At 55.7% G+C, this 13,595-nt stretch carries 9 protein-coding genes and 2 pseudogenes; 4 read left to right on the forward strand and 7 right to left on the reverse strand.

The window, feature by feature from the left end; all coding sequences use genetic code 11:
* Positions 1-327: 327 nt before the first annotated feature.
* The 6 genes and pseudogenes from QX126_RS32795 to gmd all read right to left on the reverse strand — a co-directional run.
* Positions 328-781, reverse strand: a pseudogene (locus tag QX126_RS32795) (transposase); the annotation flags it as partial.
* Between the two features lie 21 nt (positions 782-802).
* Positions 803-1,768, reverse strand: a complete 966-nt coding sequence (locus QX126_RS33645) for a GDP-mannose 4,6-dehydratase (protein ID WP_409999144.1) — start codon at positions 1,766-1,768, stop codon at positions 803-805.
* Positions 1,768-3,027 (reverse strand): class I SAM-dependent methyltransferase, encoded by a 1,260-nt coding sequence (locus QX126_RS32800; RefSeq protein WP_315786674.1) that lies wholly within the window; start codon positions 3,025-3,027, stop codon positions 1,768-1,770. The genes QX126_RS33645 and QX126_RS32800 overlap by 1 nt, the downstream gene beginning before the upstream one ends.
* A 482-nt stretch (positions 3,028-3,509) precedes the next feature.
* Positions 3,510-4,568 carry a glycosyltransferase gene (locus QX126_RS32805; protein WP_315786677.1) on the reverse strand — a complete coding sequence of 353 codons (1,059 nt, stop codon included), beginning with the start codon at positions 4,566-4,568 and terminating at the stop codon, positions 3,510-3,512.
* Between the two features lie 72 nt (positions 4,569-4,640).
* A complete protein-coding gene (locus tag QX126_RS32810) occupies positions 4,641-5,675 on the reverse strand; it encodes a GDP-mannose 4,6-dehydratase (protein WP_315786680.1) in 1,035 nt (344 codons plus the stop codon).
* A 43-nt stretch (positions 5,676-5,718) separates the two neighbouring features.
* Positions 5,719-6,810, reverse strand: coding sequence for a GDP-mannose 4,6-dehydratase (gene gmd / locus QX126_RS32815; RefSeq protein WP_315786723.1), 1,092 nt, complete (start codon positions 6,808-6,810; stop codon positions 5,719-5,721).
* Positions 6,811-7,429: 619 nt separating this feature from the next.
* Here gmd and QX126_RS32820 point away from each other — a divergent pair.
* From QX126_RS32820 to QX126_RS32835, 4 genes are all read left to right on the forward strand, one after another.
* On the forward strand, positions 7,430-8,668 hold the full coding sequence (locus tag QX126_RS32820) for an O-antigen ligase family protein (RefSeq protein WP_315786684.1): 1,239 nt from the start codon (positions 7,430-7,432) through the stop codon (positions 8,666-8,668).
* 429 nt (positions 8,669-9,097) lie between these two features.
* On the forward strand, positions 9,098-9,280 hold the full coding sequence (locus QX126_RS32825; RefSeq protein WP_315786687.1) for a hypothetical protein: 183 nt from the start codon (positions 9,098-9,100) through the stop codon (positions 9,278-9,280).
* A gap of 393 nt (positions 9,281-9,673) precedes the next feature.
* A complete protein-coding gene (locus QX126_RS32830) occupies positions 9,674-11,086 on the forward strand; it encodes a mannose-1-phosphate guanylyltransferase/mannose-6-phosphate isomerase (protein WP_315786690.1) in 1,413 nt (470 codons plus the stop codon).
* Between the two features lie 415 nt (positions 11,087-11,501).
* Complete coding sequence (locus QX126_RS32835; RefSeq protein ID WP_315786693.1) at positions 11,502-12,734, forward strand: glycosyltransferase family 1 protein; 1,233 nt, start codon at positions 11,502-11,504, stop codon at positions 12,732-12,734.
* 160 nt (positions 12,735-12,894) lie between these two features.
* On the opposite strand, the pseudogene QX126_RS32840 reads toward QX126_RS32835, so the two are convergent.
* A pseudogene (locus QX126_RS32840) lies at positions 12,895-13,540 on the reverse strand (transposase); the annotation flags it as partial.
* Positions 13,541-13,595 lie beyond the last annotated feature (55 nt).

The following is a 13,595-nucleotide window of genomic DNA, read 5'->3' on the forward strand; positions in this document are numbered from 1 at the left end:
GCTTCACCATCGGCTCGGATTCGAAGGCGTAGGTATTGGGAACCAGGACGGGCTTGGGTTTCGGAAACATCAGGAGAGGCCCCGGTTGACACGCAAGCGTGAGAACTCGAAGAACAATAGACGAATGAAGTTCTTTAGCACGTGCTCAGGGCACGAACTACCAGAATTGGGCTCTGGTCGTCCAATAACCCCGCGTCGAGCTCGAGTCATAACTACCGCTTCTCTCTCGGTTCGCCTATACTCGCTTGTACGTGCGAAGCACGTCGACGAGGGCCGTGGATTCCTGCCCTTTCGAGCCAAATTGCGCGAGTGCAGCTATTCCTTACTGACCTCCCACCGAACTTTGGAGCTCCTGCCATTGGCCGCCCCCTCGATCTCGAACAGCGCATCCATTCGCCTCACGACCTCGACCGCGCTCGGCGAGAGCGGGATCGCCTTCTGGCCGCCGGCATTGGCCGGGCATTCTCATCGATGTCAGCCATGGCAAAGAACGGGCGCCGGGCATGGACCCAACACGCCGCTTCGCGGATCGGTCCAGCGCCCCGCTAGATAGAGCTGGTCATACCCGTCATAGCCGTCGGTCCGCAGGATACCGAGATGGCCGCCAGATGCGCTGCGGATGCTCGCCTTTGCGGTCGCGAGAGTAATCGAACATCGCTGCCGGCGGGTCGGCGCTGCGAAACGGTCGATCGTCCCGTACGTCGACCCAGCGTTGCCCCTCGTCTGTCTTGCCCTTGGCCAGCACAGGCGCGGTTTTGTCATCGGCGTGAAGGCGCTCGGCTAAACCGAAGTCCTATTACATTCACTGCAGACCGTGCCGCCTGCGATAGAATTCGTAAACATCCTTTAGCGTTTCCGAAAGCGCGTAACGCGGTTTCCAGCTTAAGACTTCACGGGCGCGCTCTGCGCTTCCCACGTAACGGCGTATTTCGATTGGGCGTACGCGATCTGGGTCTTGCTCAACCCGTATCCTTGCGGAACTAAGTGCAAGCAACCCGGAGAGCAGATCTCCAATCCGCGTCGCAGAGCCAGATGCGACGTTGAAGATGCTGTCCGAAGGAAGATGATGTGATCGCTCTATGGCAGCGACATATGCACCTACTACGTCCCGAACGTCGACAAAATCCCGTTCTGCATCAAGATTGCCAACTCTTATTACCGGATCAGAGACTCCTGCCTCGATTGCAACGATCTGGCTTGCAAAGCTAGGGACAACGAAGTGATCCGACTGCCCCGGGCCAGTGTGGTTGAACGGACGCAGCCGTACAGCCCGCAACCCCTTGCGCGTCATCGCCCCTACCGCCAGGTCCGCGGCCGCCTTACTCGCGGCGTATTCGCTGATTGGGGCTAGAATAGAAGTCTCACCTAAGGGACGTCCCGATAGGGCCGTCGAACCGTACATTTCCCCTGAGCCGATAACCAGCAACGTGCACTCAGGCACCTCACGGAGGACTGCTCGCGCAATATTCAGAGTTCCATGAAGATGCACGCTCCAGGTCGAATTGACGTCAGCTTCAGACACCGCGAGGCTACTTACCCCCGCTAGATTGACGATATGGCTCGGCCTAAACGTAGCTATACAGCGCGCAACGGCGCTCTCGTCCGTAACGTCAAGGAGATCGAGTGCCTCGGAGCTATCCGGATTTGCACGTCCTCGCGTAGTGCCCCTTACAACCGTGCCTTCCTGGGACTTCAATGTGTGCAAGAGGAGACGTCCAACGAAGCCGCCGGCTCCGGTCACCAGAACGCGTTTACCTGGTATCGGCATCAGATGATTTCGATCTCCGGAAATGGGAAAATCATCTTACCGCCAGCGTCCAGAAACGCCTGCTCGCGCTTCAAAATGCCCTCTTTGAAATGCCAAGGTAGCACCAGGAAATAGTCGGGCTTCATAGCTCTGGCTTCAGACTCGGAAATTATCGGTATACCGGTGCCAGGCGTGAATGACCCGAACTTGTCGGGATTCACCTCAGCAATTGCACAAACTTCGTTCTCAGTGATGCCGCAGAATTGCAGCACTACGTTGCCCTTGGTCGAGGCTCCGTAGCCTATAATGCGCTTCCCGTCCGCGACCAGCGACCTGAGCAGTCGCTGTAGATCCTCTCTGTGGCGAAACACACGCTCTTCAAATTCCCGATAGGGCCGCGGCGTATGAAGACCCATCCGATCTTCCTGCTCAAGCATCCAGTCAATCACTGCGTCGTTTGTCTTGACTGGGCTTGCCTTCTTCGCGGCAGTAACCGCAAAGCTTCCACCGTTGATGGCATTCATCTGAACATCCACCAACTTCATCTGAGCTGCGTCTAGTATTCGCTTGACGACAGAGAGTGAATAAAACTCAAGATGCTCGTGACAGATGGTATCGTAGGACGTCATTCTCAACATTGACGGCATGTAGCTTTGCTCAAAATGCCAAATGCCGTCGGCGGCCAAGATGCTTTCGATGGACTGAGCAAAGCCGATCGGATCTTCGAGATCATAAAACATCGCGATAGAAGTGATGACCTTGGCCGGAGCGCTGGCGGCGCTCCAGTATGCCTGAGCTGAAAAGAAGTCCGGTACTAGCCTTACCTCGGGTGGATAGTACTGGCTGAATTTGTGCCCTGTTGGGTCAATACCGATTCGGTACAGGTCGTTGACACGATAAGCGTTTAGAGAAGTACAATCGTTCGAGCCAATGTCCAGGACCGTGTCGCCTGAAGCCAATCCAGCCTTCCGTGAGAGCTGGCCAACCTTCCTGGTGAGATGGTCGACCATCGACTGGTTAAGTCCCGACCGATAGCCATAATTCTCGCCGTACATCTCGCCAACTTCGTAGGAGTGAGCGAGCTGCAGCAAACCCGAGTCCGGACACCAAACCAGCTCGAGTGGCCCAACAGTCAATTCCTCTGAGCGACTCTTTGGAAATACACCAGTCAAGGCTTGATGACCCAAATCCAAAACGGAGATCAAATTCGAGCTCTTGCTGATTCGACATCGGTCTATCGCGGCGTATCGCTGTTTGGCACTCATAGTTCTGGTTCCCATAAACTTGGTTCGGTTGGACAGCCCGTCCCCGAGAGCTTTCGATGTAGGCATCGTACGCGACGCCGTTTGATCACGATCCACTTTATTGAAGGAGCAGAGACGTCTCTCTAACCCGCGGAGTTCTGAAAGGTGGCCGCAGCGTTAGTTTAAACTCAGGCAGGAGATGCATAGACTTCATCGACATGATAGTCCCTGTCCCTAGGGACTTACAGTGATCGTCCTGTCCACTTCGCTTCTTTAACCACAGCTCTGTCATTCGATGACCAAACCCCGAGGATACCGCCGAACGCACGCAGAAGTTCGTGTCCTTACCCCATCATCCGCGTGGGACTACGGGGCAACCACATAGAAATTTCTGTACAGCCTCACTCTGTCAGAGTCCAAAGACGGCACTCACTTTTTTGGCCCGGTGGCAGGATATCATCAAAAAAAGCACCCGCAGGCCAGCATAAAGGTCATACCGTGCTGCGAGACTGTGATCATCAACCCATGTGCCTTCGCTCGACAGCCTCCCGGTAGATGTTTGCCATTCGTTCTAGATATTTCTTCTCGTTAAACTCCGAGTGAGCACGGCGCGAAGCAGAGCGGCCCAAACGACGAGCCAGCTCATCATCAGACAGTAGTCTCCGAAGCGCCGAGGCGAGCGCGGTAGGGTCGCCCGGCGGCACCGTCAAAGCTTCCTGCTCGTGTCGGGCGACCCGCGGAACTGCCGTAGGCAAAGAGGTGTTCACAAGGGGGAGGCCTGCTGCCATGGCCTCGATCTGGGCAAGGCCGAACGCTTCAGCGCTGGTCAAAGACGGAAATGCGAAGACGTTCGCCGCTCCAAAATACTGGCGGATCTGGTCGCGCGGCAAACTTCCAGCGAACAAAACCTTATGTGAAATCTCAAGCTTGGCCGCAAGCCGCTCAAGGCTTTGCCTCAGGGGACCACTGCCGATGATCACAGCCTGAGCGTCAACAGACGCCATCGCGTACAGCAAGGTCTCGAAACCCTTGTAGGGGACGAGGCGGCCTACTGAGACAATCAACTTTGGGAATCGCATCTTAAGGTCGTCTGCCACTCTCCTGCCGGCCTCGTCAAGCGCTCCCCAATAGTCCGTGTCACATCCGTACGGCACGACAGTACACTTTTCCGCATGCGGTGCTAGCAGTTTCGATTTATCGACGATGATCGAATCAGACACCACAATGCAATCTGCTCGATTCAAGGTATGACGCACAAAAGGAGCGATCAATCGCGCCAGCAAAGGTCGGGTCGCCATTTCGGCGTGCCAGTGCACCACGAGTGCCGTCTTGGAAGGCAAGCCTGCTACGAGACCCAGATCTACCAAGGGGAAGGGCGCATGGTGCACGACGAGATCCGCGGCGCGCGCCATTCGAGCAAATACGAAGGCATAGCTCGGAGCGACTGGCATCGAAAAGAGAGTACCTAGAGACGAGACCGAGATCACGTCCTCATTCCCATCTTGAAAGCGTCGCCGTAGACCAAATTCGCGAGCAACAAGGACGCGCTTCGTAAGCTCATCAACCTTGCTCAACATGGCTATGACGTGGGGAATGCCTCCGTAAACATCTGGGCGGTAGATCTTATATGCGTGGAGAGTACGCATAACTTAACCAGAGATCTTTGCTGAAGCTTCTGCCGACTTTGTCAAGTCGGAACAGATGCGATCCGTTTGTGCGCGTACCATCATTTGAACGAGCTCTTTAAATGTCACGCGTGGTCGCCAACCAAGACGGTTTTGAATTTTTGCAGGATTTGCGCAAGTAAAATGGCTGTCGATCTTACGCACCATGGCTGCATCCACTCTAACGTGGTCTCGCCAATCCAGACCGACAAATGCAAAGGCAGTTTCACAGAATTCTTGAATGGAGTGCGTCTGCCCCGTGCCAATCACGTAGTCCGCCGGATCCGTGTGGCGCATCATTAGACGCATCGCTTCGACGTAGTCGCCAGCAAAGCCGAAATCACGTCGAACGGCAATATTGCCTAACGACAACATGCCTTCGCTGAGAACAGAGCGTCCAAACTCATCAACGGCAGAGGTTGTGCGCAGGCCCAGGGCTATCGCTGCTGAAGCGTATGCGATCCTTTGCGAAACGTATGACACGGAGCGATAGGGGCTCTCGTGATTGAATAGGATTCCCGAGCACGAGTACAAACCGTATTGCCGACGGTATGCACCCATAACATGGTGAGCGTAGAGCTTGGCAATTCCGTACGGAGAATGCGGATTGCATGCGGTGTCTTCAGTCTGTGATTGGGTGCTCAGATCGCCGAATATCTCAGACGAACTTGCCTGAAACAACCGGCAGCCTGGATTGTACTTCACCAGCAACTCACACATAGTTTGGGGGACCAGCGCGTTGATTTCTGCCGTCCCTTTCGGCTCTTCCCAAGATCGTATCGGCCTGGATAGAGCAGCTAGATTATAGATCTCGTCGGGCTTAAGATCGACTGTCAGATAGGACAGGAATTGCGCATCTATCAATTCACCACAATGCCAAGTTGCAGAGTCTGATATCTCGGGATAAGGACCGGTCCCTCGGCTCTGGGCGTGAATTTCGCACCCCTCGCTCGAGAGGAGGTCGATCAAATAACGGCCGTCTTGGCCCGTTGCCCCGGTGACCAGAACTCGCCTACTCAAGGTAACCTCTATCGGTAGCCAGATCTAATAGTCGATCAGCGCACTATTCATTTAACATGAACGTCTTATAACCATGCCGTCTAACCAGATCGTCTCGTTTGGCCGCCAAGAAATCCTCTTGCACCATCTCTTTGACCAGGTTTCCAAAGCTCGTCTTTGGCTCCCAACCTAGATTCGTTCTTGCCTTGGACGCATCTCCCAAAAGCGTTTCCACTTCAGATGGGCGGAAGTAGCGGGGGTCGATCCCAATGATACAATTGCCCGTGCTGGCGTCGATACCCTTCTCGTTGACGCCCTCCCCTTCCCAGCGAATGACAATGTCAAGATGCGCCGCTGCAACCTCTACGAATTCGCGCACTGAATGCTGCTCACCAGTGGCTATGACGTAGTCCTCCGCCGTTTTCTGCTGGAGCATGAGCCACTGCATTTCCACGTAATCGCGAGCGTGACCCCAGTCCCTTCGCGCATCCAGATTTCCCAAGAACAGGCGCTGTTGTAGCCCCAGCTTTATACGCGCTAAGCCGCGAGTAATTTTCCGGGTCACGAACGTCTCCCCTCGCAGGGGGGATTCATGGTTAAACAAAATTCCATTGCAAGCATATATGCCATACGCCTCCCGGTAGTTCACCGTGATCCAGTAGGCATAAAGCTTGGCGACCCCATACGGGGATCGAGGATAGAACGGAGTTGTCTCTCGCTGCGGCGTCTCCTGAACTAGCCCGTAGAGCTCAGACGTCGAAGCCTGGTAAAATCGCGTCTTTTGCTCGAGCTTCAAAATGCGGATAGCCTCAAGCACACGCAGCGTCCCCAGCGCATCGCAATTTGCTGTATATTCCGGCTCCTCAAAGGAAACAGCGACATGACTCTGAGCGGCGAGATTGTAGATCTCGTCAGGCTGGACCTGCTGGACAATCCGAATTAGTCCAGATGAATCGGTCAGATCGCCATGATGTAAAGTAAAGTCCGCACCCTTCTCGTGAGGATCATGATAGAGATGATCGATACGATGAGTATTAAAGAGTGAGGCGCGCCTCTTTATCCCGTGAACCGAATATCCCTTCGCAAGGAGGAATTCCGCCAGATAGGCGCCATCCTGACCAGTGACGCCGGTAATCAGAGCTGCTTTTTTGGGCACTACGTTGCGAATCCGCTTGTTATAAAGGACGAGATTGTCGCCGCTCCAGCATATGCAATCAAGATCACGAGCAATCACTGGTGGCAACATACCGTGCCGCAGCATAGCCTGCAAGGACGAATTGTTTATGGTGACGGCCGATTTCGCGAAAAAACCACGACCGCTCGTGCTGGTTGAGTTCAGTGCATTGCAACCAGGACGCGAGTAGGTTGCACAATGACAAGGCAGATCCGGCGTTGCCGCAGCTGAATGACACGCGACGGAGACGTCTGTGAGCGCTCTTGGCTGCGGCCATGCTCGCCGTTCTCTGAGCCGGCAGAAGCTCCCCCAAATTCAGCAGCGGTCCCAATAGCGGCGTGCTGCTTGATCTGGCCTGCAATTATGAATCCAGCTATATGGCCGCAGCCAGGGGGGGGCGAGACTGGATCTCGGAAGTCCCGCCAATTTCGAAAGTTGCATACAGGGCACGGTTTAAATGTTCGCCTCAATGAGGTCTTTGCTCACCCTTGCGGCGAGCCGGTCATTCGCGGAAGCGCGACTCGCATTCGCCGTACATTTTAGCCGGCAAGCGAGCCGTAGTGAGCTTCTCTGGCATCGCAACGCTGACCTTGCTGTCATAATGCTGCTGATCGCGTTGCCCTGGTCGACAAGCGCAACAAGCGTCCTCGGCGTAGTTGCGTTCCTCATTATGGCGCCGGCACTTCGCGCCAGCTCCATAATGGCAATCTTACAACAGCCGGCTGTCGTGATGCCGATCGCATTGGTCCTACTTGCCGCGTTAGGAATGCTTTGGGCCAATGATATACCTTGGCCCGATCGCATTGGTTCCGTCGGAAAGCTGATCAAGTTCTTACTGCTACCGCTCTTGATGCTTCATGTCGCCGGTAGTCGGCGGGTAAATTGGATGCTCGTGTCATTCGCGGCATCAAACGGCCTCTTGTTGATATACTCATTCGTTGTCGCCATCCTGCCGGGACTTGCGCTGGTTCAGCGTCTAAATCAACCCGGTGTTCCGGTGAGAAATTACATCGATCAAAGCCAAGGATTCATGCTGGTCGCCGTGGCGCTGGCTGGACTTGCGTGTGAGGCATCGATCCAGAAGAGATACCATTTGAGCGGAGTGATTTGGCTGACCGCAGGTCTGTTTTTTGCCAACCTCGCCTTCGTGGACATCGCGCGAACTGCGTTCTTCTATGGTCCCGCTATGCTGATTTTGTTGATAGTGCGCTACGCTCCTAGAAACATGTTGCTATTTGGGTTCGTTGCGCTTGCAATCTCGATTGGAAGCTTGTGGGCGTTTTCTCCGAATCTCCAACAAAAGGTTTCGTCGATATCCCGCGAGCTTCTTGTCAGTCCGGATGCTCCGATCGGAGAACAGCAACCGTCCGCGGCTGTACGCCTAGAGCTTTGGCGCAAATCAGTTAACTTTTTTAAGGTGGCGCCCCTGCTTGGTCATGGGACTGGCGCAACCAGGCATCTCTTCGAGGAGGATTCTGTCGGCAAAACGGGACTCTCAGCCCTTGTCGTAAGTAACCCTCACAATCAGACCCTCGCCGCAGCTCTGCAATGGGGGGGGCTCGGAGTAGTCACTGTTTGGGCAATGTGGATAGCGCACGTAAGGCTTTTATATAGTTGCAAAACCATGGCGGCTTGGATCGGACTACTCGCGGTCGTTCAGAACATCGCGAGTTCAATGTTCAATTCGCATCTGTCGGATACGTACGAGGGATGGCTTTATGTCTTGGCAGTGGGGATCGGGGCGGGGGAGAAGCTGCGGATAGAGAGACAGGTATCTAACGGTCCGGCAGAATTGGAGTGTGCGGCCCAGATCGCACCTCAAGAGGTAAAGGGAGATTAGCAGCCTGCTGAAAAACTATCGTTTTGGTCGGATTTTCGTCACTCACTGATCTTGGAGAGTCTCGGCGGGACGGATGCGAGGCAAGCTCGAGGATCCGGGGGGGGGCTGTTTTCCTACGCTTCATCGGAGGCGCGTGTCCCGAAGGATCATCCGCTGCGCAAGATCCGGGAGCTGGTGCGAGACGTTCTTCGCGACCTGAACCGCACATTGGATGCGCTCCACTCGAAGGAAGGCCGCCCTCTCGATCCGGCCCAAGCAATTGCCGAGCGCTCTAGTGCTGTAATTGTTTTGCGGCATTCGCTCGGAACGTCAGCTCGTGGAGCAATTGGACTCAATCTGCTCTACTGCTGGTTTGCGGGGGGGGCGGATGATCCGGTCTAGGACCCGACGACATTCACGAAGACCCGCACCGGACTGGAGAACGGCGAGTTGTTCGCCGCCTTCATGGCGAAGCTGCTGAACCATCCCGAAGTCAAACCGCTGCTGTCGAGCGGGCACTTCTCCGTCGACGGCGCGCTGATGGAGGCCTGGGCTTCGCACAAGAGCTTCCAGCGTAAGCGTGTGGCCGAGGCCCTTGAGATTGTCTGTGCGCCGTTTTGTGAGCATCGCTAGAAGAGTCATCTTCTGGAAGGGTGCTCAGGGAGCTGTTGAAGCAGCTTGTGCGAAAGCACGTCGAGCGGAGACGGTCCAGAGCGCCGCACGGCCGATGAAGTCGTAAAGTCTGATCGGCAGGAGTGCGCGATGAAGTTGAGGACATGTATATTCGCCGCGTTCTGTGCTTGCTTGAGTTGGAAACATGATCATGCAAGACGGACTTGCGGGCGGCTCAAGATCTTCGTGTCCCTTTTTCAGGTCATCTGAAGAGACACTTCAGACCATCTAGTGACTGGACCATTTCATTTTGCATGCTAGTGTGCCGAAGATACCCCTCAATCTTAGGCCGACGGCCGCAGAGACGAAGTATCTGCCGAGCCAATCCGTTGAAGTCTTATTTGGGTTTGTGAAATGACGCGTCAAATAATTCCGTTGATCCTTTGTGGCGGATCGGGGACGCGGTTGTGGCCGGTCTCGCGAGATGATCGGCCGAAGCAGTTTCTGCCGTTATTTGGGACCGGTTCGACTTTCCAAGATACGCTGCTGCGTGTTTCCGATAGCGGTCTCTTCGGTCGACCGATCGTTATAGCCAACAGCGCGTGCCGGTTTATTGCTCTGGAGCAGCTGGCCGAGTCAGGGGTCGACGCTGACGTACTGCTTGAGCCGATGCGGCGAGACTCGGGTCCGGCGATTGCCGCGGGAGCTGCATTCGCGCGGAATCGTGACAGTGAGGCGGTGGTACTCGCTCTGGCGGCGGATCACTTGGTGCGCAATATCGACGCGTTCGTCTCGGCGTGCCGTGACGGGCTTGGTGCAGCTGAAGCCGGTCATATCGTTACCTTCGGTATCCGGCCGAGTCATGCGACTTCTGAATATGGCTATATCAGTCCCGGAGAACCAATTGTTGGCGCTGTTCGACGAGCGGAGAAAGTTGTCGAAAAGCCCGACCAGGAGTTAGCCGAACAATATATCGCCTCGGGATATCTCTGGAATAGTGGGAACTTCATGTTTCGAGCTGAGGTGCTACTTGAGGAATACCGAAGGCTTGATCCTGCGAGCGTCTCTTCGGTCGTTGACGCGGTCGATAAAGCAAGCCGAGATCTCTCATTCTTTACCCTTGATCCCGAAGCGTTCGGAACAGTGCGTTCAATCTCAATTGATTATGCCGTAATGGAGAGGACGTCGCGTGCCGCGGTCGTGCCGATCTCTTGCGGGTGGTCAGACGTGGGCTCTTGGCAAGCAATCTGGGAGCTATGGGATAGGGATTCCGAAGGTAACGCCGCGCAAGGTACTGCAGTTTTTGACGATAGCCGCAATTGTGTGGTAGCTTCGGACAAAGCGCTCTTGGCTCTAGAAGGAGTCGACGACTTAGTCGTGGTTGCGACCCAGGATGCCGTACTTGTGTCGCGGCGCGACAACACTAGCGGCCTAAAGCGGTTGGTAGCAAAACTAAGAACTGCTGCGCCTCAGGTTACAACAGAGCACCTTAAGGTGCATCGACCGTGGGGGGCGTATCAAACGGTTGATCAAGGCGAGCGCCATCAGGTGAAGCGTATCGTTGTTGAGCCAGGGCAACGGCTTTCGCTCCAGAAGCACTATCACCGATCCGAGCACTGGATTGTAGTTAAAGGTGCGGCGCGAGTCACTCTGAATGACGCAGTCACCACCATACATGAGAACGAGTCGATCTATATTCCTATCGGGACAGTGCATCGCCTCGAAAATCCCGGAAAAATCATGTTGGAACTGGTAGAGGTGCAGACGGGTAGCTATCTAGGTGAGGACGACATCGTCCGTCTCGAGGATGATTTTCGGCGCTGCTAGTCTAAATGAAAAGCAGGTAGCTTGAAGGCTATCGATTCGCCCCCCCTGGCCAGCGATTTCGAGCGATGAGAATAGGGCGACGCCGGGCGTCCGAGAGATAGCAGGTCGAATTGAGTTGCTGCAACTGCGCATGTTTTTGTAGCGACTTAAGTTGATAGTAGGGGCCGAGCCTTTTCATGCTGCGGGAAATTGGCCCTTCCATGTGCTTCACGTCTGCTTTGGTCGGCCGGAGATACGGCGCGTGTTCCCAGACGACTCCGCCCGAAGACGTGTGGGCGAATGGCTCAGGTAAGACGCATGCCCATGGACCGTTGCGAGAGTGGGTGAACAACTCGCGAATGAAGAACGGCGGCGTGTAATATCGATTGCCCAAGCCATTTGGATTTCAAGTGGCGAGCTCGCTTAGGAGTATGGTGTGCGTGTTGGAATTGAAAGAGCATTTCTAGAGGGACCAAGAACGGGGATTGCAAACTATGCTCAGCATACAATTTGCGCGATAGCAGCGCTGAGCCCATCTACACGATTCTCGGCCTTCGGACGCCTAGGGTGGAGAGAACTGGATACATTGCATGGCTTGTGCACGTCTCGCGCGCTGCATGAGGTGGGCAAGGACGGTGAGCTTCACGCCCGCCATAGCCGCTCACGGCCGCTCGCGCAAACCTTGCGCTCTTATTCGGCTAATCTTATTGTCCTCCGCCAAGCGCGGGCGCTAGCCCGAACGCTGAGCCAGATTGCTTTTATCTACTCCTCCCGCGGTAAGAAGCTGGACTTATTTCACGCATTCAATTTTCGCCCCCTGGCGGATCCCGGAATCCCGACGCTGCCAGTGGTGTATGACCTGTCGACCTTTCGTCATCCGGAATTTCATCCGGTCGATCGGGTCCGGTGGTTGTCTCCACTCGGGAAGATCATCGAACGCGCCCCATGTGTTCAAACGATCTCTGAGTTCAGTAAGCGGGAGATCATAAGCTATTTTGGTGCCCCCCCGGATAAGATTTTTGTAGGGCCGCCGGCAGCTGCGCCGATCTACTCGCCTCTCGGCGAGGAGTTTACCGCTCGCGAGCTCTCGTCTCTCGATTTGATCTACGGCAACTTCTTCCTGAGCGTCGGTACGCTGGAACCCCGAAAGAATCTTCGCACGCTGATCGCGGCATATAGCAAGCTTGATTTATTGAGCCGAACCCGTTTTCCACTGGTGATAGTTGGCGGACCAGGTTGGGGCAACCTTCGCATGCCTGCCGAGGCAGAAGCTCTAACGGAGGAGGGCTCATTGAGGTGGCTGACCTCCATATCAAATGGTGTTCTTCGAAGCCTTTATGAAGGTGCTCGACTGCTTTTGATGCCTTCAGTCTATGAAGGATTTGGCATGCCAGTCGTGGAAGCTCTCGCCTGTGGGACGGCTGTTGCCTTTAGTGCAGGGTCGGCCATGGAGGAGGCTGCGTCCGGAGTGGGTATCGCTATTGATGCGCTCGATGTGGATGGATGGGCCGAGGTTTTGAGGCGAAGCCTCGACAGTGTCGACCACGCTGACCCTATCCAGAGGCAACAGCGCGTTGGCCGAGCGTCCGAATTCAGCTGGGTGCGGAGTGCGCAAAAAGTACTGCTTGCTTACGGAGCGATTGCATCCGGACGATCTCGTCTGAGCTGATTGGGCGGTTATAAGCGTAGGCGGAAGTGGAAGTGATTACGTCCGGGCGGCGACGGCGGCACTGGTCGTAGGCGGGCGGCGCGCGTGGTGACGCTGGCGCTGGGGTCGGGAGCGACGATCCTGAGGGGTCCCGTGCGCCTTCGGAGTTCATCCTAGGTAATCGCGGTGCCAGCGCCGGCGAGAAGCGGGAGAAGATGTCGATGGTCGTGAGCACCCGTAGCTTGGCCTTGACCCTGCGCTTCGGCGTCTTGTTGCGCAATTGCAGGCCTAATTCGCGATAGGCTCGCCGCGTCTTGTTCTGTCCGTGAACGAAGCACGATGTGAATGCGGCGATAGCCGTAGCGAACGCGGACATGGGAGATCTCCTTGATCCGTTGTTCGAGGGCGGCCTGGTCGGAGCGACGGGATCCGTAGTGGTAGGTCGACCTGTCGACCTTAAGGGCTTCGCACGCCCCGCGGATCGACACGTGCCACTCGCCACAGACCTCGTCGACGAGCTTGCGCTTCCGACCAGGCCTCACAGCTTTCGGCGGATCACGTCCTGCAGCATCTCCTTGTCGAGCGACAGGTCAGCAACCAGCTTCCTCAGCTTGCCGTTCTCGTCCTCGAGCTGCTTCAGCCGCCGCATCTCGGTCGGCAGCAGACCATCGTACTTCTTCTTCCAATTGAAGTAGGTCAGCCTGGCTGATCCCGGCCTTGCGACAGATCTCGGCAACTGGCACGCCGTCGTTGCCTTGCTTCAGAATGAACGCCTTCTGGGCGTCCGAGAGCTTCGAGGCTTGCGGGGGATTGAAGAGCTTGTTCAATCCGTCACGGCGTCCGCCTGCATCAGCCCGGCATAGCCGGTGAGAGCGGCGCGAT

Source organism: Bradyrhizobium sp. SZCCHNPS1003, from assembly GCF_032381555.1.
Classification (GTDB): domain Bacteria; phylum Pseudomonadota; class Alphaproteobacteria; order Rhizobiales; family Xanthobacteraceae; genus Bradyrhizobium.

Excerpts from the sequence above, each read along its gene's own strand:
- QX126_RS33645 (WP_409999144.1), bottom strand. The coding sequence starts at position 1,768 with ATGCCGATACCAGGTAAACGCGTTCTGGTGACCGGAGCCGGCGGCTTC.
- QX126_RS32800 (WP_315786674.1), bottom strand. The coding sequence starts at position 3,027 with ATGGGAACCAGAACTATGAGTGCCAAACAGCGATACGCCGCGATAGAC.
- QX126_RS32805 (WP_315786677.1), bottom strand. The coding sequence starts at position 4,568 with ATGTTGAGCAAGGTTGATGAGCTTACGAAGCGCGTCCTTGTTGCTCGC.
- QX126_RS32820 (WP_315786684.1), top strand. The coding sequence starts at position 7,430 with ATGCTGCTGATCGCGTTGCCCTGGTCGACAAGCGCAACAAGCGTCCTC.
- QX126_RS32830 (WP_315786690.1), top strand. The coding sequence starts at position 9,674 with ATGACGCGTCAAATAATTCCGTTGATCCTTTGTGGCGGATCGGGGACG.